The organism is Haladaptatus sp. DJG-WS-42, from assembly GCF_037198285.1.
Taxonomy (GTDB): domain Archaea; phylum Halobacteriota; class Halobacteria; order Halobacteriales; family Halococcaceae; genus QDMS2.
This window is the reverse complement of the sequence record NZ_CP147243.1, coordinates 2,140,373-2,164,904: the sequence shown is the minus strand read 5'-3', so window position 1 is coordinate 2,164,904 and position 24,532 is coordinate 2,140,373. Positions and strand designations below refer to the sequence as shown.

Below are 24,532 nucleotides of genomic sequence, written 5' to 3'. Positions count from 1 at the left end.
CTTGTACCCGGAGGGCTAAGCGAGGAGCATGTTGTACGACGTGAGCGACGAAGCGGGCGACCTGTCGCCCACCGAGCTTCGCGCCCTCTACGAAACGGAGTTGCGCGACACGATTTCCGCGGTAGGCATCGAAACGGTCGCAACCAAGAGCGATGTGGACGTAGAAATCATCGAAGAACTCGCAGGCGGCGACTCCCCGGCGCTGACACTCGAAGACGCCGCGTCGATTCTCGCCTGTAACGACGACCTTCCGGACAAGCGAACCATTCTGGTCGAAGTGCGCGACCACCTGTTGATGGGGATGACAATGGCGATTCTCGACGTGGAAGCCATCGAATCGGGGCTGAACAACCATCTCGACGCGCGCGACATCCAGCAGAAAATCGAAGGGCGCGCACCAATGACGCTCACCGAGTTCGCCTCGCTCCACCAGTTCATCGAAAGTCGCAAACGCTGATGCGCGTCGCAATCCTTGGCTGTGGCTACGTCGGGCTGGAACTCGGCCGCCAGCTTTCGACTGACCACGAAGTCGTCGGTGTCCGCCGGTCTGAGTCGGGACTGTCTGCCATCGAAGCCGCCGGATTCGAGGCGGTGCAAGCAGACCTAACCGACCCGGACTCACTCGCGGCAGTTCCGGACGTCGATGCACTCGTGTTCGCGGCGAGTTCCGGGGGACGTGGTCCAGAGGCAGCACGCCGGATTTTCGTGGACGGACTCGAAGGCGCGCTCAACCACTTTGCCGACCGGGAAACCGCTCCCGACCGCCTCATCTACACCTCCAGTACGGGCGTGTACGGCGACCACGACGGCGCGTGGGTGGACGAGCAGACAGCGATTGACCCAACCACCGAGAAGACACGCGTCCTCGCAGCGGCCGAGGACGTGGCGCTTTCTGCGGCTGACACAGTCGGCATCGACGGCACCGTCGCACGCTTTGCTGGGCTATATGGGCCGGACAGATACCGGCTTGACCGCTACCTTACGGGGCCGGTGACGGAGGGGTATCTCAACATGGTGCACCGAGACGATGCGGCCGGGGCGCTCCGCTATTTCCTCGAAACGGACTGTGCACGCGGTGAGGTTGTACTGGTCGCAGACGATGAACCCGCCTCGAAGTGGGAGTTTGCCGACTGGCTCGCCACCGCGTGTGATGTGGCTGAGCCGCCAAAGCAGACGAAAGCCGAGCGCCTCGCAGATGAGACACTCTCTGCGGCCGCCAAACGCCGGCTTCTGACGAGCAAGCGGTGTTCGAACGAGCACCTGCGCTCGCTTGGCTACGAGCTAACGTATCCAACCTACCGCGAGGGCTACCGCGCGGCTATCGATGCTCACCGCAAAGCAGGAGCGTAATATGTCAACTAAATTCAGTTGAGTTTCGTGATTGAGGGTAACATACTTACCAGTCGGCGTAGAGCGGATTGATATGTCGAAACAGGCCGTCGTAGGAGGAGATTTCGGTCAGTTGACCGATACTGCTTCGGCCTTTATCGAGCAAAATCCGCTCGTACTCGTCGTAGTCGCACTGGTCGTCCTTCTTATTCTCGTGGTCGCGTTCAGAAACGGCACGCCTCGACTTCGACGGCCCAAAGGGGCGCGCTTTGTGAAACAACTGCAGAAGTACGACGAGGTGTCGGTGTTGATGCATCCGAACCCCGACCCGGACGCGATGGCCTGTGCGGCCGCCGTTGCCTTTCTCGCAGACAGTGTTGATACGAAAGCGACGCTGCAGTATCCGGGGAAGATTCGCCACCAAGAAAATCGGGCGTTCGAGACGGTGCTCGACCTCGAACTCCAGAACATCGACAACGCGAGCGAACTCACCTCAAAGAACGTCGTACTTGTAGACCACAACGTGTCTCGCGGGTTCAATGGAGCGTCTGGAATCACGCCGTTCGCGGTCATCGACCACCACCCCGGCACCGGCACAGGCACACAATTCACCGACTGTCGAACCGACTACGGCGCGTGTTCGACAATTCTTGCAGAGTATCTCGACCAACAGGGCTACGAACCACACAAAGAGGACGAAACGGTCGAAAAACCGCTTCCCCATGAGCTTGCGACGGGCTTGCTCTACGGCATTCAAGCAGACACGAAGCACCTGACGAAGGGCTGTTCTGCGGCAGAGTTTCAGGCGTGTAGCTATCTCTTTGCGGGCGTTGATGAAGACGCACTCGACCGCATCGCAAACCCACAAGTCGAAGGTGAGGTGCTCAAAATCAAAGCCCGCGCGATTACGAAGTGCGACGTGAACCCGCCGTTCGCCGTGAGCGACGTGGGCGACGTTGAAATCGTCGATGCCATTCCCCAAGCCGCAGACGAACTCGTCCGCCTCGAAGGCGTGACTGCGGTTGTCGTCCTCGGCTCTCGAAACGGAACGATTCACCTCTCGGGCCGCTCGCGTGACGACCGCGTCCACATGGGAAAAACCCTCCAGGAAGTCGTCGACAACATCCCGATGTCGAGTGCGGGCGGCCACGCGCGGATGGGCGGCGGCCAACTCTCAGTCGAGCACATGGAAGGAATCGGGCCGCGAAAAGGCCTCAATCGCTCCGAACTCGTAGACCGTCTGTTCGACGGGATGGCGGGCGAACTCTAACTTCCCGCTTTTATTGCTCGCGCCGTAAGGCGCTGTATGGCCACACAGGACGGGACGTGGCGCTACCGCAACCGCTACTTCGAGCGGTACGGCCGCGCGTACTTTCGACGGTTTGGCGACCAGACGGTCACGAGTATCGGCGTTGGCACCTACCTTGGCGACGCCACCGACACGGTGGACGACGCCTATCACGACGCCATCGTCACCGCGCTCGAATCTGGCTGTAACGTCGTTGACACCGCTATCAACTACCGAAACCAGCGCAGTGAGCGTGTGGTCGGGAAGGCGCTCGCGGACGCTGACGTTGAGCGCGACGAAATCTTAATTTCGACCAAAGGCGGGTTCGTTCCCTTCGACGGCGACCGGCCCGAGAATCCGGGTGCGTACGTCAAATCTGAGTACGTCGATTCGGGCATCGTCGCCAGCGACGAGTTGGCTCATGGCAGCCACTGTATTTCTCCAGCGTACATTGACGACCAACTCGACCGCTCGCTCTCGAATCTCGACCTCGATACCATCGACCTCTACTACGTCCACAACCCGGAGACGCAACTCGACGTGCGTTCACCCGAAGACGTGTACGACCAACTCGAAGCCGCGTTCACCCGACTCGAAGAACGCGCGGCCAACGGCGACATCAACCACTACGGCGTGGCGACGTGGGACGCCTTTCGGGTGCCGAAATCCCACGACCACTACCTCTCGATTGTCGAAGTCGTCTCGCGGGCGCGGAAAGCCGCCCGTGCCGCGGGCAACACCGCGACGCACTTTCGCGCGATTCAGTTGCCGTTCAACGTCCGGATGGCGGATGCATTCACTGTCGAAAGTCACGACGGCCCGGACGGCCCCCAGAGCGCGCTCTGGTTCGCGCGCGAAGCCGGACTCAACGTGTTCACGAGCGCGAGTCTGTTGCAAGGAAAACTGGCGACAGACCTCCCCGAGGCGGTGGCCGCCCAACTGCCCGGCGAGACGACGGCACAGCGGTCGCTCAACTTTGCGAGGAGCGGGCCGGGCGTGACGTGTTCGCTTGTCGGGATGTCGTCGCCCGCCCACGTCGAAGAAAACCTGAAAGCCGGTGAGGGAGACGCGATGGGCGCCCGTGCGTTCGACGCGATTTTCGAGTGATTAGCGCAGTTCGCGCCACTCGGTTCCGCAGTCCGGACACACCCGAATCGACCCGATTTCGTCCGGGTCATTGCGCGTTTTGAGTGCCTTATTGCACGCCGCGCAGGTGAGTCGCTCGTAGGTATCTTTGGTGATTGCGCCCGACCGAAGGCCCTTGCGGGTGGATTCCATACCACCGGCCTACGAAGCCATCGGGGAAAAATACCAGGGTCAGTTCGCAACCTTTGAGGGTGCGCTCACGAAAATCCGGGTGTGTCACGCCGCCAGCTCTTCGGGTCGCTGTGTGCGATGGTGTTTCTCGTCAACTTGGGGAGAGTGCTGTTTGCACCCCTCTTAGAGCCGCTCATCGTCGATTTCAACACGACGCGGACGACGATGGGGCTGGTGGCAACCCTCGCGTGGATGGGCAGTGCCGTCCCCCGGATTCCGACGGGCTACCTCCTCACGCGGGTTCGCCGTCACCGGGTCATCCTCCTCACGGGACTCATCTTGACCGTCGCCTCGCTGTTCACCTCGCTCGCCACATCTGTCCAGATGCTGATGGTCGGCTCCTTTTCGATGGGGCTTGCCAGTGGTGCGTACTTCATGGCGGCGAATCCGCTCGTGAGTGAGTTGTACCCCCAGCGTTTGGGCCGGGCAATCGGGATTCACGGCATGTCGAGCCAGCTCGCGGCAGTTCTCGCGCCGTTGCTCGTCACCGCCGTCTTGTTCCTCGATACGTGGCGGGCGGTGTTCCAACTCGTCGCCGTCGTCGCGCTACTCACGACGGGCGTTCTCTACCTCGTCGCCCGCCAGACAGATATCCCGAACAGCGGCGCGTCAGACCGAGACCTCCTCGCCGCGGTTCGCCACCAGTGGCCGATTATCCTCGCTGGCATCGCCTTCATCGGTGCGACCTCGTTCGTCTGGAACGGGCTGTTCAACTGGTATCCTTCGTATCTGACCGCAAAAGGCCTCGCCCCCGGAACGTCGAGAACCATGCTGTCGGTCGTGTTCGCCGCGGGCGTCCCCGCCTTCTTTGTCGGCGGCCGGTTCGCAGACCGCTTCGACACCGTCCGACTCCTGCTCGCCATCATCGGCGCGTTCTCCGTGAGTCTCGTGGCGCTCACGCTCACCTCCGGCCTTATCCCGCTCATCGCCGTGAGTACCGTCCTCGGCTTCGTCGTCCACAGCCTGTTTCCGACGGTGGACACCTACATGCTCACCTCGCTCCCGGACAACCACAAGGGGAGTGCGTACGCCGTGTTCAGCGGGACGATGATGCCAATGCAGGCGACGGGGTCGTACGTGGTCGGTGGCCTCACCGATATCGGGTACAGCTATTCGCGGGTGTACCAGTTTTTCGCCCTCTGTCTCGTCGGCTTCATGGTCGTCCTCTTCGTGCTCAACCGGGCAGGCTACATCCCTCGACGCGGCGGAGCCGATGCCTGAATAGCGCCGCTTTTTGCATCTCGGAACCTATCAGCCAGCAATGGAGTACGTCCAAGAGCGCGTCACGACGCTCCACGACCTCACCGGGCACGTCCCCGACGCACCGACCGACCGGGCCGCCGTCGTCGTGCCAATGACCGAACGCGAGTACGCCGGACTCGCCGCAGAGCGCGTCCTTTCGACGCTCGAAACCGTTTCCCCGGCCCGCGTGGTCGTCCCGCTTCGGGCGAGTGCAGATCACGTCGAGGACTTTCGAGACTGGTTCGACACCTTCGACCTCGACGTGGACCTTCTCTGGTGTAACGGCCCGACCCTCAGAACTCTCCTCTCAGATGCTGGTGTCTCGGGTGCGATGGGTAAGGGCAGAGACGTGTGGCTCGCGCTTGGCCTCGCCGCGAGCGAGGAGTTTGTCGTGGTTCATGATGCGGATGCGAAAACCTACTCACGGGCGCACGTTCCACGGCTGCTCTCGCCGCTCGCAGGCGAGTTCGAGTTTACGAAGGGCTACTACGCTCGCGTCGAGAACAACCAGCTCTACGGGCGGCTGGCCCGGCTGTTCGTCGCGCCGCTCATCCAGGCGCTCGTAGCAGAACACGACGCACCGGTGCTCGACTTTCTGGCGGCGTTTCGCTACCCGCTCGCCGGGGAGTTCGCGGTCACCTCGAAGCTCGCTCGCCACCTCCGGCCACAGCGCCAGTGGGGGCTCGAACTCTCGACGCTCGGCGACGCCTTCGGCGCGGTTGGCTTCACCGGCGCTGCCCAGGTCGATTTGGGCAAACACGAACACGACCACCGCGCGGTGTCGGGGCCGACCGGCCTCTCGGAGATGAGCCACGGTGTCGGGCAGGCGCTCTTGCAAGTGCTCGCAGACCACGACGTGACGCCTGACTACGAGAGTCTGCCAAGTCGGTACGAAGAGGTCGCCTACGAGTTCATCCGCCAGTACGGCGCAGACGCGGCGTTCAACGGGCTCGACTACGACCGCGAGGCAGAACGCGAGCAGGTTTCGGTGTATGCAGCTGCCATCGAACCGCTCTCAGAGGACACGCGCCTCCCATCGTGGGACGAGAGTTCGCTCTCGCCAGACGAGGTGTGGGACGCAGCACAGGCAGACCTCGCACAGGCGAGGGATGAAGATTAAGCACGACTGGCAGAAAGGAGCAGGCAATGGACTTGACTCACGACGAACTCGCGGGAGTGGTTTCGCTCTTTGCTGCGCTCACACGCGAGGAACTCACCACCGCACTCTCGGAACTCGCCTACAGAAACGGCGACGAAGGCGAGGTTCCAGTCGAGGAGATAGATGCTGCCATCGAACGCTACTTTCTGGTTGAATTCGAGCGCGAGGGCACGAGCTATCTCACGCCCGGCCCCGTCGCGTTTCCCGAACTGCCTGACGGCGGCGAAGACCTCCCGCACATCCTCTCGGTCGAAAAGCGCGAGGTAGACCGCGAGGCAATTATCACGCCGCTCGAAGCCCAATTTCGCAAGGACGCGGCGGCCGCGGTGAACGACGACGATGACGAGCGCATCCACCACCTGCTCGACGTGAGCTACGACTTAGAAGCGTGGGGGCCGGTCGAGTTAGACGACGAACGCGACCTGCTCGATTCAGCCCGGGCGAATTAAGCCGCTCCATCGCATGACTTTGACTATGAATCTCGACCGGGTGGCTCGCTACTCGCCCACAGCGGTCACGGACGAGGAGCGAGAGGCGGGTGTGCTCGTCCCCATCCTCACCCGTGACGGCGAACCGTGGCTGCTGTTTACGAAGCGCGCAGACCACCTCGGTGAGCACCCCGGCCAGATGTCGTTTCCCGGCGGCGGGCACGAACCCGCAGACGATGACCTCGCGGCAACTGCGCTGCGAGAGGCCAACGAAGAGATTGGCTTAGACCCCGCGACCGCCGACATCGTGGGCAGGCTCGACGATATTCGGACGATTACGAGCTATGCCGTCCGCCCGTTCGTCGCCACCGTCCCGGACACAACATACACCCCCGACGAACGCGAGGTCGCAGAAATCGTCGTCCTCAAACTCGCAGACCTCACGAATCTCGACAACTACGAATCAGAGCGCCGAATGCACCCCCACTACGGCGACATCCGTCTGCACTTTTTCCACGTCGATGGCTACACCGTCTGGGGTGCGACCGGCCGGATTCTCGTGAACTTCCTCCAAGTCGCAACCGACTGGGAGATGCCGCCGGAAGTTGATCGGGTGGTTGATCCAGACGCAGACTTACCCACTTGAGCGCCCAGGCGCGAAAGAGTAAGTCTGCGTCTGTTAGATGCCGACCTTCCATCCTGAATGTTTACGGAGCTTGTGAAAGCGACTCAGACTCGCTGGCGAAGGTGAATACCTCCGTTGTGAAGCGTTCGGAAGCCGAGTTTATCGCAACGTGGCCGTGGCCCTCGAACGTAACGACGCGGCAGTTCGGGAGCACCCCCGCGAGTGCGGCTGTCGCGTCCTTGAGGAACGGTGCGCTCTCAGTTCCAGTCAGCAAGAGCGTTGGCGTCGCCAAGGTTGCCAGCCGGTCGGCATCGAACACGTACTCCCCCGGTGCGGCCTCTTCTCTGACCACGGTGTGGGCCGCACTCACTCGCGCTGACCAGTTTGGTGCGGCGCGAAGCACGTCCACTTCGTCGAGTGACATTCCGGCGACGTCGGTAAAGAACCGGATGAGCGCCTGTTCGTTCTCACCGTTTTCTACGAGTGCGTGGAGTTCAGCGAGCATCGCCGCCGGTGTGAGTTCTCCCTCTTCGACCAAGAACGGCGGTTCGTACAGGATGAGTTTTCGAACGTTATCAGTACGCAACGCCGCTTCGAGCGAACAAAGCGCGCCGTAGGAGTGGCCGAGCAACACCACCGGTTCGGCTATCGAATCGATGACGGCGACCACGTCGTCGAACTCGCGTTCGAGCGAGTAGTCCGGAGCGTCGTCGCTCTCGCCGCGACCACGACGGTCCATCGCATAGACCGTGAACTGTTCTTCGAGGGCCGGGCGAATCGGCTCCCACCGCGTGTGGTCGGCGGTCGTTCCGTGGACGAGGACGAGTGGTGGTCCGTGGCCCGTTTTTTCGTATGCAATCGTGGTTCCATCTGCTGAGGTAACTGTGTCCATACGTCTACCCCTACCTGAGAGAACGACGGCGAGCCACGTCTCTTTTTCTCAGTGTTTCGTGACTCTCACGTCACCAGCGCAGGCAATTTCGCCACGAGCGATAGCCTTTTGCCGAGAACGGCGATAGAATGAGTATGGTCGCACAGACGATGGATCGAGTTCCGGACTGGCGATAGTGTATTTTCCATGAGAGGGGTTCAATGCTAACTGGCGAGACGCGTCTCTCTGAGACCGGGCTGGACGCAGTCGCGCTCAAGCCCGCAGAGTGTGACGTGCGGCGGGCCGACACCCTATCGGTTGACGTCATCACAATCGACTACGAAGGGAGCGAACACCTCCCCGACGCAGCGGTGTTGGCCGCCCTCACAGAGACCAAGGAGGTCAGGTTGACGACGCCCGTTCGCGCAGACGGCTTCGACCCCCTCGGCGACGATTCGCGCTACGATGAGCTACCCGAGGGTATCAAACAGGTGCTCGTCGCCGGGCACTCGGCGTATCTCACGGAAGCCGAACGCAAGCGCCCCATCGCGCCTCGGCTCTCTGCCGCGCTGTCCGCCGCACCCGATTCATGGGTCGGTACCGAGGGCATCGAACGCATCGCGCTCGCCACCGGCGGGACGCAGTTCGACCTGCTCAACCGGACGACGCGCCGCGATACGCGCGCCCTCCGGTCTGCGGGCTACGGTGGCGAACTCGCCGTGTACGCCCCGACCGTGCTCACCGACGACGAGGACGCGATTCTCGATGCGGTCGGCGCATATGCGTCTCGCAGACGCCCCGTCGCGCGAGCACTCCCTGAGGGCGCGCCCACCGATTCGTCGGCTACGGGACGCGCGCGAAAGGTGCTCCTCGCGGCGAGCAAAGACTACGCGCTCGTCGGGACGCCTCGACGCGTCCGCGAGCAAATCGAATCGCTCCGCGAGGTCGGCGTCGATACCGTCGTTGGCTACCCCGCCCGGGGCATCGACGAGTTTCTCCGCTGAGAACTAAGTCCCCCTCACTCGTTTTTCCGCTATGAGATTGCACGTCGCCGTCGTCGGTGGCGGAGCCGTTGGCGTGACCGCCGCCCACGACCTCGCCTGCGACGGCGCGGACGTAACGCTGTTCGAACGCGACGAACTTGCGAGCGGGTCGAGCGGCCGCGCTGCGGGCGTGTGCTACTCGGCGTTCCCGCACGCCGTAGACGCCGCGAACGGTCGCCGCTCACTCGCACGATTTCGCGCCCTCTCTGAGAGCCGCGACGACTTCGAATTCACCAGTTGTCCCTACGTTTGGTTCGCCCACGAAGGTGACACGGAACGCTGTGAAGGCGTGCGCGAACAGGTCACGCAGATGAAGGCGGTCGGTGCGGACGTTTCATTGGTTTCTCCCGAAGCCCTCCGAGCAGAATTTCCCGCGCTTGAAACTGCAGGAATCGGCGTCGCCGCGCGGTGTGACGATGCGGGCTACACCGAACCGGCAACGTACGTCCGAGCAATGGGAGCAGCAGCGCGGGAGGTCGGGGTCAGCATCGAGGAGAACATGCCGGTTCGACTTGCCGAATCAGGGAAGCTACGCACGCCCACTGAAACCCACGAGTTCGACGCCGTGGTGCTCGCAACCGGCGTCCAGACGAAGCAGGTACTCGCGGAGATTGGCATCCCGATTCCGATGAAGCCCTACCGCGTGCAGGCGTTTACCACCGACCAGACGCCTGTGAGCGAGGAGATTCCGATGACCTACGACGCGACGGAGGGGTTCTATTTCCGACCGCGGCAGGGCGGCTTGCTGGTCGGTGACGGGACGGAACTGTTCGAGCGAGACCCAGATGACTACCCGAAAGACGCCGACGAGGAATTTGTCGAGACGAATCGTGCGCGTGTCGAGCGGCGCGTTGCGTTCGAACCAGCCGTCTCCCGGGCGTGGGCCGGGATGTGCGGGGCAACAGCGGACTTTGACCCGCTCGTCGGCGAACTTCGAGACGGGCTGTACGTCGCCTGTGGTTTCCAAGGCCACGGCTTCATGCGCGCCCCTGCAATCGGCGAGCGACTCGCAACGCAGGTGCTCGGTGGGGAAGGAATCCAAGCGTTCGACCCGCGCCGGTTCCGCGGCGACGAAGAGTTCGAAATCGTCGAAGGGTTGAGCTGATTACGCTTCGTCAGCGTCGGCGTCGTCAGGTTCGAGCGGCTCGGTGTCGGGTTCGATACGCTCTGCTTCCGTCTCGATTTCGACGTTCGACTCGCCTTCTTTCGGAACGCGTACTTCGAGCGTGCCGCTTTTCGTGAGCGTTGCGGTCGCTTCGTCGGTGTTCACTTTGGCTTCCGGTGGGAGCGTGACGCTGCCGTCAAGCGAGAGCCCGCGGCCGGGAAAGCGCATCTCGTAGCCGTCGTGGAAATCGCGGAAACGGTCGACGCGGACGTGGATGGCGTTTTCTGCAAAGCGGACCTGGATGTCGCTCTGGGTCGCACCGGGGGCGTCGAAAACGGCGAGGTAGGCCTCGTCGCTTTCGAGGAGGTCTACGGGCAGGGGCTTTCGCTCCTGGACGCGCGAGGAGGCGCGGCCGACGTTCTCGACGATGACGTTACCGAGAGATTTGCCAAGCTCCTTTATCATACGGTGATTTCCTCCAGCGAATCGCCCTGTTGGCAGTACGGACATACGAAGTCCGCGACAGTGGTGCTGGCTGGCATATCGTAGGTGTAGTGAAGCTCGAACATGTCGAGTTCGCAGGCGTCGTTGGTACAGGCTACTTCGACGGTCTTTGGCATGGGGGACGATAGTGTATCCACGAGTATAAGCGCGCGGGCTTTCGCATCCGTTTTACCGCTCCGCTGGCTAGGAGGCCCAATGACTGACCCCGCCGACCTGCAGGTTACCATCGTTGACGGCTACGTCGACGAACCGGCGCACTTCGGCGTGCCGCCGTACATTTCGACGTATCCTCGGTACACGGCGGGCGCGCTCGTAGACGCTGGCGTCCCCGAATCTCAAATCACCTACCACACCATCGACGCCCTCCGCGACGACATGATGAACTGGCAGGACGTGGAGGAAGCAGACCTCCTCATCTACGTGGGCGGGATGACCGTCCCCGGCAAGTACGTTGGCGGCACGCCGGCCGAGCCTGACGAAGTGAAACGGCTCGCGTGGACGGCGGCGGGCACGACGCTCATGGGCGGCCCCATCCGCTTTGGCGTCGGCGAACAGAACGAGGGTGGCAGCGACATGGAGCGCAAAGACCTCGATTACGACTTCGTCGCCAAAGGCGACATCGAGGCGGCGGCCCACGACCTCGTCGAAAGCGGTCTCGAAGGCTTTGGCGATCGGATGCGCTCGAACGAGGAAATCGACCGGTGGGCCGCAGACGGCGCGTTCGTCATCGAGAACCATCCAAACTACCCCGAGTACCTCATCTGTGAGATGGAGACTTCTCGCGGCTGTGCCTACCGGTGTTCGTTCTGTACAGAACCCCTATACGGGAATCCAGCGTTCCGCTCGGCTGAGTCGGTCGTACGCGAAGTTGAGGAACTCTACAACCGCGGCGCGCGCCACTTCCGCATCGGGCGGCAGGCCGACATCCTTGCCTTCGGTGGCGACGGCGAGAAGCCGAATCCGGACGCCTTGCGCGACCTCTACGGCGGCATCCGTGAGGTCGCCCCCGACCTCGGGACGCTCCACCTCGACAACATGAACCCGATTACGGTCGTGAAGTGGCCGGAGCTGTCGAGAGAGGGCATCCGCATCATCGCAAAGCACAACACGCCCGGCGACACCGCGGCGTTCGGTCTCGAAAGCGCAGACCCCGTGGTCCAAGAAGCAAACAACCTGAACGTCTCCGCCGAACAGTGCTTTGAGGCGGTCAAAATCGTCAACGAAGAAGCGGGCTGGCGACCCGGCGACGACCCGTCTGTGGCCCCAACCCACGGTGAGGAAGCGTCTGCTCGGTTGCCAAAACTGCTCCCCGGCATCAACCTGCTCCACGGCCTCAAGGGGGAGACCAAAGAAACCTACCAGCACAATTTGGACTTCCTCCAGCGCGTCTACGACGAGGGGCTGATGGTCCGCCGGGTGAACATCCGCCAAGTCATGGCTTTTGCTGGAACTGAGATGTCAGATACGGGTGCGTCCATCGCCAGAGACCACAAGAAGCTGTTCAAGAAGTACAAAAAGCAGGTGCGCGAGGAGATTGACAACCCGATGCTCAAACGGGTTGCGCCGCCGGGGACCATCCTCCCGGACGTCCACTTAGAATACCACAAAGACGGCAAGACGTTTGGCCGCCAACTCGGGACGTATCCACTGCTCGTCGCGGTGCCGGGCGAGCGCGAACTCGGCCAGTCGGTGGACATCGCGGTGACCGACCACGGCTATCGCTCGATTTCGGGCGTCTGCCACCCGCTCGACGTGAACGAGGCGTCGATGGACGAGCTGATGGCGATTCCCGGACTCGGCCGTGGGCGGGCGGGAGACGTCATCGTGAACCGACCATACACGTCGCCGGAGGAGTTGCAATCGCAGGTGGGAGCGGACGTTGGTCCGTTCATCGACACGCTTCTACCCAACCATCCGAACTAATCTGCATCTCGATTGGTTTGGGCGCTGAGAGCAGGCCAGAAGTGCTTTAGGAGTCGGTGGCTGAATTTCGAATAATGAGCCAAGACGTTGAAGTGAGCGTTGTTCTCCCCGCCTACAACGAGGAGAAAACCATCGAGCACACGGTGAAAACCACGCTCGACACGCTCGCATCATTTCTTCCCCCCGGCTCGTTCGAAGTCATCGTCGCAGAAGACGGGTGTGACGACCGCACCCCGGAACTCGCAGACGAGATGGAAGCGGCCTACCCTGCGGTTCGACACTTCCACTCAGACGAACGACTCGGCCGTGGTGGCGCGCTCGAACGCGCGTTCGAGGCGTCCCACGGCAGTACGTTAGTCTACTTCGACACGGACCTGGCGACGGATATGCGGCATCTAGAAGAACTCGTCGAGAGCGTTCGCTCCGGCGAGTACGACATCGCAACCGGGTCGCGGTGGATGCCGGGCAATGAAATCGACCGTCCTGCAAAGCGCGGGATTCCGAGCAAGGGATTCAACACCCTCACGCGGTTGTTCCTGCCCTCTGACCTGCTCGACCACCAGTGTGGGTTCAAAGCGTTCGACCGCGAGGCGCTGTTCTCGATTATGGACGACGTGGAGGACAACCACTGGTTCTGGGACACGGAAGTTCTCGTACGCGCCCAGAAGGAGGGTTACCGCATCAACGAGTTCGCCGTCGATTGGACGCCGATGGAGGACACGAAGGTCGACCTCGTCCGCGACGTGTTCGGGATGGGCAGTCAGATTCTGCGCGTCTGGTACGAGTTCTCAGTGAATCCAAGAATCAACCGCACCACGACGCTCGCGGCGGGGACAGTGCTCACCCTCGTTGCGCTCGTGTTGATGACCCAGTACCTCGACTTCAGTCAGGTCATCACCGAGATGCAGGGCGCAGACCCCGTCCTCATCGGCATCGCCGCGGTTGTCTACCTCGTCTCGTGGCCGCTTCGCGGAGCGCGTTATAAGGACATCCTTGACAAACTGGGCTTCCGCGAGAAGACCGGCTTTCTGACCGGCGCAATCTTCATCAGCCAAACCGGGAACCTCGTGTTCCCCGCCCGGCTCGGTGACGGGGTGCGCGCCTACGTCGTTAAGACCCGGCGGAAAGTGCCGTATCCCTCCGGCTTTGCGTCACTCGCCGTCGAACGGGTGTTCGACTTGCTCACCATCACAGTGCTCGCCGGGTCGGTGTTCATCCTGCTCGCACTCACCGGCTTTACGAGCGTCGACGGCTTCACCCAAGCCATCGCACAAATCAGCGGCGAGCGCGGTCAGAGTGGGCGATACGCCCTCTACCTCGCCGGATTTGTCGGCGCTGCGGCCATCTCCGTGACGGCGCTCATCGTCGCCTCCGCGCGCACCGACCGCAACTACATTCGGTCGTTCATCACTCGCATCAGCAACGACTCGTATGCGGACTACGTGGCGGGCGTCTTAGAGCGATTCGCCGGTGACGTGCAGGTCGTCGCGAACGACAAGCGAGCGTTCGCCCGCGTGGGCGCGAGTAGCCTCCTCATTTGGACGCTCGACGTGCTCACCGCCGTCCTCGTGTTCGCCGCCTTCGGTGTTGACTTGCCGTTCACGACGCTGCTCGCCGTTGGCTTCTTCGCGGTGAGCGTTGGGAACTTGGCGAAAGTCCTCCCGCTCTCACCCGGCGGCGTTGGCCTCTACGAAGGGGCGTTTTCGCTACTGGTGGTCGCACTCCTCCCCGTCTCGTGGGAACTCGCCCTCGGCGCGGCAATCGTTGACCACGCCGTGAAAAACATCGTGACGGTCATCGGCGGCGTCGCCTCAATGTTGCTGCTCAACGTCTCGCTTACGACCGCGGTCAAAGAGAGTCGTGACGTGCCAGAGGTCGAGGCCGTCGATAACTAGTAGAGCGACGAAACGAAGGGGCCGAGTGCCCCGGCCACGGCGTGGGTCAGTGCGTCCTCACGGTCAACGACGCCCGCCGTCAGCGCGCCCGCAGCGCCCTGTTTTTTCGCGACGTTGGTCATGTCGAGTACGTCGTCCATGACCGGCCCGAGTTCTTCGCCTTCCTCAATGCGTGTGGCGATAGCGTCTGGCAACACGAGGCTCGGGCCTGCGCCTTTTCCCACGATTTCGCCGTCGGTAACGGCCGCCCACATGACGAGGTACAGGTCGCCCTCGATGGGTGCAACCCCACCCTCGATGCCGACGCCGAGCTCGTAATCGCCGGTGTCGAGCACGGCACGCGCCCGATTTTCGGCCCCTGTGATGGTTTCGTCGAGGCCATAGGGCTGTTCGCCCACGCCTGACTCGACGGCGACGGCCTCGACGGTCGTAGAGAGTACGTCGCCCACGGCGCGTTCTGTCGCCCGAACTTTGACTGGATTCTGACTGCCGACGCCCACTCGCATAGCAGGGCGGTGGTGGGCCGGGCACTTGGCCGTTGATATCCGTCCGGCCGACCATGACAATATATAACACTTGTGCTAGTTTGGGCTGAAACGGCCATATTTTCTGGTTTCGTCCGGGTTCGGGGCAGAGAACCAAAACGGTTATATAAGTTTCGTCCGAAGCCCGGGCCACGGACAGCCATCCGGGATTTCTTCAGATACGCTTCCCGGACAGCCCCCGCCAGCGCACACCCATGAGAGAACACACTCGAACACGAACCCGAGCAAACCAAGAAGAGAGCGAGAAAGAACAGGAATCGGGCAGTAAACTCGACTGCCCAGAATGTGGCTCCGGCAAGGTCGTCGCCGACTCTACCCACGGCGAAACGGTCTGTCAGGACTGTGGCCTCGTCGTCGACGAAGACGAAATCGACCGCGGCCCGGAATGGCGTGCATTCGACGCCCGCGAGAAGGATAAAAAATCGCGTGTTGGCGCACCGACGACCAACACCATGCACGACAAGGGACTGTCAACGAACATCGACTGGCGCGACAAGGACGCATACGGCAAGTCGCTGGGCAGCCGCCAGCGCGCGAAGATGCAGCGGCTTCGCAAGTGGAACGAACGCTTCCGCACCCGCGACAGCAAGGAACGCAACCTGAAACAGGCGCTCGGCGAAATCGACCGCATGGCCTCCGCACTCGGCCTCCCGAACAACGTTCGTGAGACCGCCTCGGTCATCTACCGCCGCGCACTCACCGAAGACCTGCTTCCCGGCCGCTCCATCGAGGGCGTCGCCACCTCCGCCGTCTACGCCGCCGCCCGCCAAGCGAGCATGCCCCGCAGTCTCGACGAGATTGCAGAGGTCTCCCGCGTTGAAAAGAGCGAAATCGCGCGCACCTACCGCTACGTCGTGCGCGAACTCGGCCTCGAAGTGCGTCCCGCTGACCCAGAGAGCTACGTCCCGCGCTTTGCCTCCTCGCTCGACCTTTCTGAGGAAGCAGAACACCGCGCCCGCCAGCTCCTTCGCAACGCGAAAGAACAGGGCGTCCACAGCGGCAAATCGCCGGTCGGCCTCGCCGCTGCCGCCGTCTACGCCGCTGCACTGCTCACCAACGAGAAGACAACGCAAGCCGCCGTGAGCGAAGTCGCAGACATCAGCGAAGTCACCATCCGCAACCGCTACCACGAACTGCTCGAAGCCGAGCAGGACGTACCGATGGCGTAAGTTCGCCAGTCGTTTTTTCGGATTTTTCATCACCGCCGAGTCGAGAGACCGCAAGACACGTACCCCCGGGTCCCGACTGCACGTCCATGCAGACCGACCACGCCATCTACGCGTCGGACGCCCGCGAGATGGCACACGTAGACGAGGGTGTAGTCGACCTCGTCGTCACCTCTCCGCCCTATCCGATGATAGCGATGTGGGACGGCCTGTTTTCGTCGCTCGATTCGACGGTCGAATCCCACCTCGACTCGGGCGAGGGTGACGACGCCTTCGACGCTATGCACGACGCTCTCGCCCCGGTCTGGGACGAACTCAAGCGCGTCCTCCGCCCCGGTGGCATCGCCTGCATCAATATTGGCGACGCCACCCGCTCGATTGGCGGCGAGTTTCAGCTCTTTCCGAACCACGTCGCCGTCATCGATGAAATGCGCGAGCGCGGCTTTTCGGTCCTCCCCGACATCCTCTGGCGAAAACCCTCAAATCGGCTGACGAAGTTCATGGGGTCGGGGATGCTTCCGTCGAACGCCTACGCGACGCTCGAACACGAGTACATCCTCGTGTTTCGAAACGGCGGCACCCGCGAGTTCGACCCCGGCTGTGCAGAACGCTACGAGAGCGCCTTCTTCTGGGAAGAACGAAACGAGTGGTTCTCAGACCTCTGGACGGACATCCAAGGAACCGGGCAGTCGCTGGATGGGGCGAATCGAGAGCGGTCTGCGGCCTACCCACTCGAAATCCCGCTTCGCCTCATTCACATGTATTCGGTGTACGGCGACACCGTCCTCGACCCGTTCTGGGGAACCGGAACGACCACCCTCGCGGCGATGGTCGCGGGGCGAAGCTCGGTAGGCTACGAACTCGACGACACCCTTATCGAGCAATTCGACGACCGCGTCGAGAACGCGCCCGAACTCGCCCGCGAACGAATTGAAAACCGGCTCGACTCACACCGCGACTTTGCCACCGCACGAGCTGCGACGGGCGAATCGCTCGACTACGACGCTGCCCATTACGACTTCTCCGTGGTCACCAAACAAGAGCGCAACATCTTGCTCTACGACATCGACGAGATCGAACCCCGCGAAGACGGCTATCTCGTCCGCCACGAGAGCCACACTGAGTGACATCGTCCTCCCCGTAAACGGCGAGGCTTCTCCTGCATGAGGAAGCCTAGTCAATCGTCGTCACTTTCGCGTCGGACCTGCATGACATGTGGTGACATTTAACATTGTTCGGGTCGAAATAATACTGGCGTTCGCGGTGTTGACAAGCAGGAAGCGCGACCGGTAGAGGCGAACGCCTGATTGGAGGAGAAAACCATGGCAGCGACAACAGCGGTGGAGGCAAACCAGACACTCGTTCGGAGACTCTACGAGGAGTTCATCAACGGAAACGATCATGACGTCCTCTGGGAGATTTACGCGAGCGATGTCGTTATTCACAGCGCTCCTGGCGCCGAGGATCTGACTGGCCACGACGCCATCGATCAGTACGTTCGGGGAGTGAACGAGGCGTTCCCTGACATGACGGCGACCATCGCCTCGATGGTCGCAGCGGACGATTTGGTGGCCGCGCGAATCACCTATACCGCCACACACGAGGGTGAATACATGGGCATCCCCGCTACGGGGGAGACGGCAACTTGGGATGGAACGGTTTTCTTCCGTATTGCGGGTGGAAAGATCGCGGAAGCATGGCCGATGATCGACACACTCGGGTTGATGCAACAGCTCGGCGTTACCGAGCTGCCCAGCGAATAATCTCTCCATCCATCAATTTTAGAGCGTCTCCGCGTGCAGTCGCTCGATTACGATGACGGAACGTTGGTGGAGGCGGTGGCATGTTCTTGGCGACGCCACATCGGCTTGCTCGAGGTCCACAAATTAATGATTCGCAGTCGTGGGGTATTCAGCCTGCACCCAGCGGTAGACTGTGGAGGAATTGGCGGCTTCAGGCCTGTCCTAACGGACGGCATTCTCACCACGAAAAAGATAGGGGTACGTTTTTCCATCTGAACGCGTACACTCAGCTATGAATTTCGACGAGTTCGTCCTCGCCGCGAGTACGGCGACGCTCAGCGACGAACCCGACGCCCGCTCCGTGGCCGACGCCGTCGAATATCGGATGGATCTCGCCACAGACCCCCTCTCTGCGCTCCGCGACTATGACGGCGAGTTGCCACTCATCGTGACCAATCGCGTCTACTGGGAAGGCGGCGAGGCCAAAGACGACGCAGCCCGACTCGACGCCCTCTGTGAAGCAGCCGAACACGACGCCGTCTGCGCGGTTGACATCGAACTCAAGGCCATCGAAGACGGAGACGGCGAGCGCGTCGTTGCGGCCGCCCGTGAGGCAGACACGACCGCGATCGTCTCGATGCACGATTTCGAGACAACGCCACCCATTGCCGAGCTTCGTCACTTGCTCAAAACCGCGAGCGACCACGGCGACGTAGCGAAACTCGCGTGTACGGCAACCTCGCTCGACGACGTCCTCGACGTGCTGTTCGCCACCCGGACGTTCGACGCGAACGGCCACGCCGTGGCGACGATGGCGATGGGCGAGGTGGGCAGACATTCTCGGGTGGTCGCACCGCTCTACGGGTCGCGGATTGGCTACGCGCCACTTCGGTCGGAAGACGCGACTGCACCCGGGCAGTACGACCTCGAAACGATGCGCACACTCATCAACAAACTCGACAGTACTGACTAAGACAGTGACCTTCGGAAGTTTAACAAACGGTGACAACCGAGACGGAGGAAGTAATGGGGCAAACCTCGCGTAAGCGCCCGTGGCTTGCGGCGCTGTTGGCGTTCGTCTATCCCGGCCTTGGTCACGTCTACATCCGTGAATGGCTGAGAGCACTGCTCTGGTTCGGGTTGATGATTGCAACGGCGTCGTTCGTCATTCCAGAACAGGCCGTCCAGACGGCGGACCTCTCGATTGCTGCGCTCAGCCGCGCGAGCGAACAGCTGTCGCTCGAGGCCGCGTTTACGGTACTGTTCATCACGGCGCTCAGCATGATAGACGCCTATCGCCTCGCAGCGACGAAAAATCAGGCCGTCAAAGCCGTCGTCGAGGGGACGCGGTGTCCGGCGTGTGGTCGAGACGTTGACCCCGAACTCAACTTCTGTCACTGGTGTACGACGGAACTGCCGCCCACGTTGAGCGACGACGTGAACTGATTACTTCTCGATGATGCTTTCTTCGACGGCTTCCCCGAAGTGGCGAGCCGTGTCTTCGTAGTAGATTTTCACCTCATCGCCAACCGCGAGGTCGGTGACCGCCTTGCGGCCCTCAGAGGTGGCGACCTTGATGGTCTCTGCATTCTGGAGGAGGGTTTCGATGCGGTCGCCGGTTTGCGTTTCGGCTTCGACCCGGAACATCGGACGCTTCTCGATTTTCGCCCGCCCGACGATGGCCTCACGGGTGTGACCTGCCGTATCGACGACCTGCACCTCGTCGCCGCTTTTGAGTTCGGCGAGGTACTTCGTGCCGCCGTCTGGCGTCCGAACGTAGGCGTGGACCGCACCGGCGTTCACGCGGAACGGCCGGGAGGCAACGTACGGCGACTCTGCAGTCTCTGCGTGGACGAAAAACAGCCCACGGCTCATACTGCCAACGAGCATTCCTTCGTCGTGTTCGAACAGTGACCCCGTATCGACACAGACGCGGTCTGCAGAGCCGGTCTGTTCGATTGCGGTGACGGTCGCCCACTGCAAGTCGAGCGATTCGCGCTCTGATTCGTCGCGCACATCGACCGTGCGGCGAATCTCGTCCGGGTCGTCGGTGTCGAGCAACACCGCATCCGCGCCGAGTTCGAGGGTCTCGAAGGCGGTTTTCGCCTCTTGGGCGGTCTGGACGCCCGCGATGAGTTCGGTCTCCTCGCCGATGCGGGCGATAAGGTTTTCGAGCGGGATGATGGTCCAGTCTTCGCCGATGACAATGGTGTAGTCTGCGTCGTGGGCGGCGGCTTCCGCGAACGCTTCGTACTCTTTGTCGAGAATGCGGACGTACGCACCGTGGGCGCGCTCGTCGCTCCGGCGGAGGGTAGAGAGGTCAGCAGAGCCGGAGAAATCAGCGGGGAGGTCAACCGTCCCGTCGCCTTCGCCTTCTTTCCCGACGATGGTCACGTCGGGGAGGTCTTCGACCGCGTCGGGTTCTGCGTCCATGACGTGGACATCACCGTTTGCGAACGCCGCGACGTTCACCTGACCGAGTTCGCGTACTTTCGAAACGTCCTCGCTATCGACGAGTACCCAGTCAACACCGGCTTCGAGCCCAGCAGTGATTCGTTTTCGTCGCGCCTCCCAGTCGCCGACGGTGTCGTCGGCTTTGAGCCATACGGAGCGTGTCATACTCTGACGCTCGCGGCGGGGATTCTTGAACGTGGCGGAAGTGGCACTCGCGTCGCGCCAGTCGGTTACAGTGCAGTCGCTCCGGCGGGGGATTTCAGTAAAAGCAGCGTCGCGTGCTCAGGCTTTGACGGCGAGGCCAGCGCGTTCGAGCGCTTTGTCTGCGGGGGCGTCGTTGTGGACGACGTCGGTGACCGCGCGGGCGATTGCTTCTGGGTTCTCGTGCTGGAAGATAGACCGGCCCATCGAGACACCTGCTGCCCCGGCGTCCATCGCGCCGCGAACCATCTGGATGGTCTCTAAGTCTGTGCCGCGTGAGCCACCAGCGATGACGACTGGGAGGCGGGTCGATTCGGTGACGTGTCGGAAGCTCTCTGGGTCGCCAGAGTACGCGGTTTTGATGATGTCCGCACCGAGTTCTTCACCGAAGCGGGCGGCATGACCGAGGGCTTCTGCGTCGTGTTCGTCGATGCCAGGGCCGCGGGCGTAGGTCATCGCAAGGACGGGGATGCCGAGGCGGTCTGCCTCGGAGGTGACGCGGGCTAAGTCTTCCATCTGCTTTGGCTCGTGGTCGGAGCCGACGTTGACGTGGACGCTCACGGCGTCTGCACCCGCACGAATGGCGTCCTCTACGGTGCCCGTCATGCGTTTGTCGTTAGAATCCGGTCCAATTGTCGTAGAAGCGTTGAGATGAACGATGTAGCCTTTGCCGTTTTTGTTTCCGTGGACGCGAGGTGCAATCCCCTTCTGGGTGAGCACGCAATCTGCGCCACCGCGTGTTACCGATTCAATCGTCGCTTCGATGTCTTTGAGGCCTTGTACCGCCCCAAGTGTAATGCCGTGGTCCATCGGGACGATGACGTATCGACCCCGTGTACCGATGCGTTCGAGCCGAGCTGCTTTTCCGATATTCATTAGTATGTTAGTGTGTGGCAAGCGTTAGTTATGTGCGTTCCGGTCGCGGCACACGTTGTGTGAATCCTGTCCGTGCGCCTTCTGCCAGTTCTCTCGCTTTCTGTTCTAAATTCGACGCCACATCCTCGCCGGAAGCAATCAGGTCAACGAAGACACTCCCGGCGACGACGCCGTCCGCTCCCGCCGCGACGATTTCGCGGGCGTGGTGGCCCTCGCTCACGCCGAAGCCAACGGCTTTCGGCACGTCGTAGTTCGCCAACCGACCGAGGCTGTCGTGGGTCTGGGTGCTCACGTCGGCCTGCGCCCCGGTCGTCCCGAGACGGGCTTGGACGTAGACGAACCCCGAAACCTGCTCCATCACGCGGTCTAGGCGCTCACCTTTCGTCGTCGGCGCGACGATGAAGATGAGGTCAAGGCCGAACTCGTCGCAGGCCGCCCTGAGGTCGTCAGACTCCTCGACCGGGAGGTCGGGGACGATGAGTCCCGAAATCCCGGCGTCCGCCGCGGCTTCGACGAACGCCCGCACGGGTTCGTTGCCGTACTGGTAGATGAGGTTGTAGTAGGTCATGCAGACGAGCGGCACGTCCACATCGAGGTCGGCCACCAAATCGAGGTATTTTCGGGGAGTCATGCCCGCGTCGAGCGACCGCTGGATGGCGTTCTGTATCGTCGGCCCGTCCGCAATCGGTTCCGAGAACGGGAGGCCGAGTTCGATGATGTCCGCCCCACCCCGAGCGAGGGCGCGAACCTGTTCTTTAGTGCTTTCTGCGTCCGGGTCGCCAGCCGTGATGTACGGAATCAGCGCGGGGCCTTCACGGAAGGCGTCACTGATGGCGTTCATTCGAACACCCCCATCTCCGGCGCGTTCACAAGGTCACGCTTTGCCGTCTCCTCCAGCACGGACTCTAAGTCCTTGTCGCCCCGCCCAGAGATGTTCACGATGACCGACTCACCGAGGTCGTCGGCCGTTTCGAGGTAGGCAATCGCGTGCGCCGTTTCGAGCGCCGGAATGATGCCCTCTTCCTGTGAGAAGCGGTGGAACGCTTCGAGTGCGGCGTCGTCTGGCACCGTCACCGGCGTCACGCGGCCCGTATCGACGAGATAGGCGAGTTCCGGCCCAACACCGGCGTAGTCGAGGCCCGAACTGATGCTGTGCGATTCGAGAATCTGGCCGTCTCGCGACTGGAGCAGACGGGTGCGCGCGCCGTGGAGCACGCCGACCGACCCCGTCGAAAGCGAGGCGGAGTTTGGCGCAACGCCCTTCTCTTCGTCTACGTCGAGGCTGGAGCCTCCGGCTTCGACGGCGTACAGCGCCACGTCTTCGTCGGGGACGAAGTTGTGGAACGCGCCCATGGTGTTCGACCCGCCGCCTGCACAGGCGACGACGCTGTCGGGCAGGCCACCGGTTTTCTCTCGAATCTGTGCGCGGGCTTCCTCGCTGATGACCGACTGGAAGTCGCGCACCATTCGCGGGAAGGGATGCGGGCCGACCACGGAGCCGATGACGTAGTGGGTGTCTTCGACGTTGGTCGCCCAGTCGCGCATCGTCTCGTTGATGGCCTCTTTAAGCGTGCCCCGACCCACGTCTACGGGGTTCACTTTCGAGCCGTTGATGCGCATGCGGAACACGTTCGGGCGCTGTCGGGTGATGTCCCGACGGCCCATGTACACCTCACAGTCCATGCCGAGGTGGGCCGCGGCCATCGCCGTCGCCGTTCCGTGTTGGCCTGCGCCAGTTTCGGCGACGATACGCGCTTTGCCCATGTACTTGGCGAGCAACACCTGCCCGAGCGCGTTGTTCAGCTTGTGTGCGCCACCGTGGACGAGGTCTTCGCGCTTGAGGTACACCTCGGTGTCGTAGCGCTCGCTCAGCTGTTCTGCGTGCTGGAGCGGCGTGGGCCGACCCCCGAAGTCACGCAGGCGAGCGCGAAAGTCGTCCATGAAACCGTCTTCGTTTTCGAGCACGTAGCGTTCGTACGCGTCGGTCAGTTCCTCGATGGCGGGCATCAGCACTTCCGGGACGTACTGGCCGCCGTAGTCGCCGAATTTCGCAGGTGAGTCGCTCATAGCTGTGAGAGAAGTCGCGTATTTTCCGTCACGTCGCCGTCCATGATTGCGGTTCCGATGAGCAGACCATCCGCCCCGGCGGCGCGCATCCGCGACACGTCGTCTGGCGTCGAAACCCCGCTCTCTGCGATGAGCAACACGTCGTCTGGAACCTTTGGAGCCAAACTCTCGAACGTGCCGAGGTCGACGCTGAGCGAGGTCAGGTCGCGGTTGTTGATGCCGATGATGGTCGCACCCGCGTCGAGGGCTTCGTCCAGTTCCGCTGCGGTGTGGACCTCAACGAGCACCTGAAAGCCACGGTCGCGGGCGGCAGTGAGCAAGGTTTCCAAGTCATCGACGAATCGGACGATGAGCAAGATAACGTCCGATTCGACGGCGTCAAGTTGCTCCTCGCGGAGGATGAAGTCCTTACGGAGCACCGGCACGTCCACCGCCTCACGGACGGCACGGAGATTTTCGAGCGACCCGCCGAAGTGGTCGGGTTCGGTGAGCACCGAGATGGCGGCCGCCCCGCCAGCGACCATCTCGCGGGCGAGCTGTGCGGGGTCGTCTGCGCGCACGCCATCGGTCGTCGGACTCGTCGGTTTCACCTCCGTGATGAGTGGGACACGACCGGCGTCCTCGGCTGTAGAAAACGCCGATTCGAGCGACCGTGGTTCGACGGATACCCGTTCGGTGGCCCCATCTCGCTCTCGGGCGGAGGCGAGAATGGCGGCCACTTCGGGGGCAACCTCGTCTTGAACTACCATTGT

General features: G+C 62.2%; 27 protein-coding genes. 17 read left to right on the top strand and 10 right to left on the bottom strand.

The genetic code is table 11. The features are described 5' to 3' along the window. The first annotated feature begins 28 nt into the window (after positions 1-28). The 4 genes from V5N47_RS11700 (at position 29) to V5N47_RS11685 (ending at position 3,724) form a co-directional block, all read left to right on the top strand. Positions 29-457, top strand: a complete 429-nt coding sequence (locus V5N47_RS11700; protein WP_338727714.1) for a DUF5791 family protein — start codon at positions 29-31, stop codon at positions 455-457. Next, positions 457-1,350 (top strand): SDR family oxidoreductase, encoded by an 894-nt coding sequence (locus V5N47_RS11695; RefSeq protein ID WP_338727712.1) that lies wholly within the window; start codon positions 457-459, stop codon positions 1,348-1,350. The genes V5N47_RS11700 and V5N47_RS11695 overlap by 1 nt, the downstream gene beginning before the upstream one ends. Positions 1,351-1,423: 73 nt before the next feature. Further along, positions 1,424-2,599, top strand: a complete 1,176-nt coding sequence (locus V5N47_RS11690; RefSeq protein ID WP_338727711.1) for a DHHA1 domain-containing protein — start codon at positions 1,424-1,426, stop codon at positions 2,597-2,599. Positions 2,600-2,635: 36 nt separating this feature from the next. Beyond that, the gene (locus tag V5N47_RS11685) at positions 2,636-3,724 is read left to right on the top strand and encodes an aldo/keto reductase (protein WP_338727710.1); all 1,089 of its coding nucleotides are present in this window, start codon (positions 2,636-2,638) and stop codon (positions 3,722-3,724) included. Here V5N47_RS11685 and V5N47_RS11680 read toward each other — a convergent pair whose 3' ends face one another. Then, positions 3,725-3,895, bottom strand: coding sequence for an HVO_0758 family zinc finger protein (locus tag V5N47_RS11680; RefSeq protein ID WP_338727709.1), 171 nt, complete (start codon positions 3,893-3,895; stop codon positions 3,725-3,727). A gap of 81 nt (positions 3,896-3,976) precedes the next feature. On the opposite strand from V5N47_RS11680, the gene V5N47_RS11675 reads away from it, so the two are divergent. The 4 genes from V5N47_RS11675 to V5N47_RS11660 are packed head-to-tail and all read left to right on the top strand — an operon-like array spanning position 3,977 to position 7,409. Further along, positions 3,977-5,155: an MFS transporter gene (locus V5N47_RS11675; RefSeq protein ID WP_338727708.1), complete on the top strand. Its 1,179-nt coding sequence runs from the start codon at positions 3,977-3,979 to the stop codon at positions 5,153-5,155. A gap of 40 nt (positions 5,156-5,195) precedes the next feature. After that, positions 5,196-6,296 carry a glycosyl transferase family 2 gene (locus V5N47_RS11670; RefSeq protein WP_338727707.1) on the top strand — a complete coding sequence of 367 codons (1,101 nt, stop codon included), beginning with the start codon at positions 5,196-5,198 and terminating at the stop codon, positions 6,294-6,296. Positions 6,297-6,322: 26 nt separating this feature from the next. Next, entirely contained in the window at positions 6,323-6,784 is a 462-nt protein-coding gene (locus V5N47_RS11665) for a hypothetical protein (protein ID WP_338727705.1), read from the top strand. Positions 6,785-6,809: 25 nt separating this feature from the next. Beyond that, positions 6,810-7,409 carry a CoA pyrophosphatase gene (locus V5N47_RS11660; protein ID WP_338727703.1) on the top strand — a complete coding sequence of 200 codons (600 nt, stop codon included), beginning with the start codon at positions 6,810-6,812 and terminating at the stop codon, positions 7,407-7,409. A gap of 61 nt (positions 7,410-7,470) precedes the next feature. Here the strand turns inward: V5N47_RS11660 and V5N47_RS11655 are convergent, their stop codons facing one another. Then, positions 7,471-8,280 (bottom strand): alpha/beta hydrolase, encoded by an 810-nt coding sequence (locus V5N47_RS11655; RefSeq protein ID WP_338727702.1) that lies wholly within the window; start codon positions 8,278-8,280, stop codon positions 7,471-7,473. Between the two features lie 200 nt (positions 8,281-8,480). On the opposite strand from V5N47_RS11655, the gene V5N47_RS11650 reads away from it, so the two are divergent. Both V5N47_RS11650 and V5N47_RS11645 read left to right on the top strand, forming a co-directional pair. Continuing rightward, positions 8,481-9,263, top strand: a complete 783-nt coding sequence (locus V5N47_RS11650; protein WP_338727700.1) for a luciferase — start codon at positions 8,481-8,483, stop codon at positions 9,261-9,263. 31 nt (positions 9,264-9,294) lie between these two features. Continuing rightward, positions 9,295-10,407, top strand: coding sequence for an FAD-dependent oxidoreductase (locus V5N47_RS11645; protein WP_338727698.1), 1,113 nt, complete (start codon positions 9,295-9,297; stop codon positions 10,405-10,407). On the opposite strand, the gene V5N47_RS11640 is transcribed toward V5N47_RS11645, so the two are convergent. After that, on the bottom strand, positions 10,408-10,872 hold the full coding sequence (locus V5N47_RS11640; protein ID WP_338727696.1) for an Hsp20 family protein: 465 nt from the start codon (positions 10,870-10,872) through the stop codon (positions 10,408-10,410). It lies immediately after the preceding gene. Next, on the bottom strand, positions 10,869-11,027 hold the full coding sequence (locus V5N47_RS11635; RefSeq protein ID WP_338727695.1) for a hypothetical protein: 159 nt from the start codon (positions 11,025-11,027) through the stop codon (positions 10,869-10,871). The genes V5N47_RS11640 and V5N47_RS11635 overlap by 4 nt, the downstream gene beginning before the upstream one ends. A 79-nt stretch (positions 11,028-11,106) precedes the next feature. Here V5N47_RS11635 and V5N47_RS11630 point away from each other — a divergent pair, with 79 nt between their 5' ends. Beyond that, complete coding sequence (locus V5N47_RS11630; protein WP_338727694.1) at positions 11,107-12,834, top strand: radical SAM protein; 1,728 nt, start codon at positions 11,107-11,109, stop codon at positions 12,832-12,834. A gap of 74 nt (positions 12,835-12,908) precedes the next feature. Next, positions 12,909-14,729 carry a flippase-like domain-containing protein gene (locus tag V5N47_RS11625; RefSeq protein ID WP_338727692.1) on the top strand — a complete coding sequence of 607 codons (1,821 nt, stop codon included), beginning with the start codon at positions 12,909-12,911 and terminating at the stop codon, positions 14,727-14,729. Here the strand turns inward: V5N47_RS11625 and yjjX are convergent. Further along, a complete protein-coding gene (gene yjjX / locus V5N47_RS11620) occupies positions 14,726-15,235 on the bottom strand; it encodes an inosine/xanthosine triphosphatase (RefSeq protein ID WP_338727690.1) in 510 nt (169 codons plus the stop codon). The two genes, V5N47_RS11625 and yjjX, sit on opposite strands and share 4 nt — an antisense overlap. A 233-nt stretch (positions 15,236-15,468) precedes the next feature. Between yjjX and V5N47_RS11615 the strand changes: the two genes are divergently transcribed. The 5 genes from V5N47_RS11615 to V5N47_RS11595 all read left to right on the top strand — a co-directional run bounded on the left by V5N47_RS11615 (position 15,469) and on the right by V5N47_RS11595 (position 19,628). Next, a complete protein-coding gene (locus tag V5N47_RS11615; RefSeq protein WP_338727689.1) occupies positions 15,469-16,443 on the top strand; it encodes a transcription initiation factor IIB in 975 nt (324 codons plus the stop codon). An 86-nt stretch (positions 16,444-16,529) separates the two neighbouring features. Beyond that, positions 16,530-17,567, top strand: coding sequence for a site-specific DNA-methyltransferase (locus V5N47_RS11610; protein WP_338727688.1), 1,038 nt, complete (start codon positions 16,530-16,532; stop codon positions 17,565-17,567). 195 nt (positions 17,568-17,762) lie between these two features. After that, positions 17,763-18,203: an ester cyclase gene (locus V5N47_RS11605; protein ID WP_338727687.1), complete on the top strand. Its 441-nt coding sequence runs from the start codon at positions 17,763-17,765 to the stop codon at positions 18,201-18,203. A gap of 271 nt (positions 18,204-18,474) precedes the next feature. Continuing rightward, a complete protein-coding gene (locus V5N47_RS11600; protein ID WP_338727686.1) occupies positions 18,475-19,155 on the top strand; it encodes a type I 3-dehydroquinate dehydratase in 681 nt (226 codons plus the stop codon). A gap of 53 nt (positions 19,156-19,208) precedes the next feature. Then, on the top strand, positions 19,209-19,628 hold the full coding sequence (locus V5N47_RS11595; RefSeq protein WP_338727684.1) for a zinc ribbon domain-containing protein: 420 nt from the start codon (positions 19,209-19,211) through the stop codon (positions 19,626-19,628). Here the strand turns inward: V5N47_RS11595 and V5N47_RS11590 are convergent, their stop codons facing one another. The 5 genes from V5N47_RS11590 to trpC all read right to left on the bottom strand — a co-directional run bounded on the left by V5N47_RS11590 (position 19,629) and on the right by trpC (position 24,529). Then, complete coding sequence (locus V5N47_RS11590) at positions 19,629-20,801, bottom strand: 3-dehydroquinate synthase II (RefSeq protein ID WP_338727683.1); 1,173 nt, start codon at positions 20,799-20,801, stop codon at positions 19,629-19,631. Between the two features lie 117 nt (positions 20,802-20,918). After that, entirely contained in the window at positions 20,919-21,713 is a 795-nt protein-coding gene (locus V5N47_RS11585) for a 2-amino-3,7-dideoxy-D-threo-hept-6-ulosonate synthase (RefSeq protein WP_338727682.1), read from the bottom strand. A gap of 28 nt (positions 21,714-21,741) precedes the next feature. Then, positions 21,742-22,554 (bottom strand): tryptophan synthase subunit alpha, encoded by an 813-nt coding sequence (gene trpA / locus V5N47_RS11580; RefSeq protein ID WP_338727681.1) that lies wholly within the window; start codon positions 22,552-22,554, stop codon positions 21,742-21,744. After that, positions 22,551-23,780, bottom strand: a complete 1,230-nt coding sequence (gene trpB, locus V5N47_RS11575; protein ID WP_338727680.1) for a tryptophan synthase subunit beta — start codon at positions 23,778-23,780, stop codon at positions 22,551-22,553. The genes trpA and trpB overlap by 4 nt, the downstream gene beginning before the upstream one ends. Next, positions 23,777-24,529 carry an indole-3-glycerol phosphate synthase gene (gene trpC / locus V5N47_RS11570; RefSeq protein ID WP_338727678.1) on the bottom strand — a complete coding sequence of 251 codons (753 nt, stop codon included), beginning with the start codon at positions 24,527-24,529 and terminating at the stop codon, positions 23,777-23,779. Before trpC ends, trpB begins: the two co-directional genes overlap by 4 nt. Positions 24,530-24,532 lie beyond the last annotated feature (3 nt).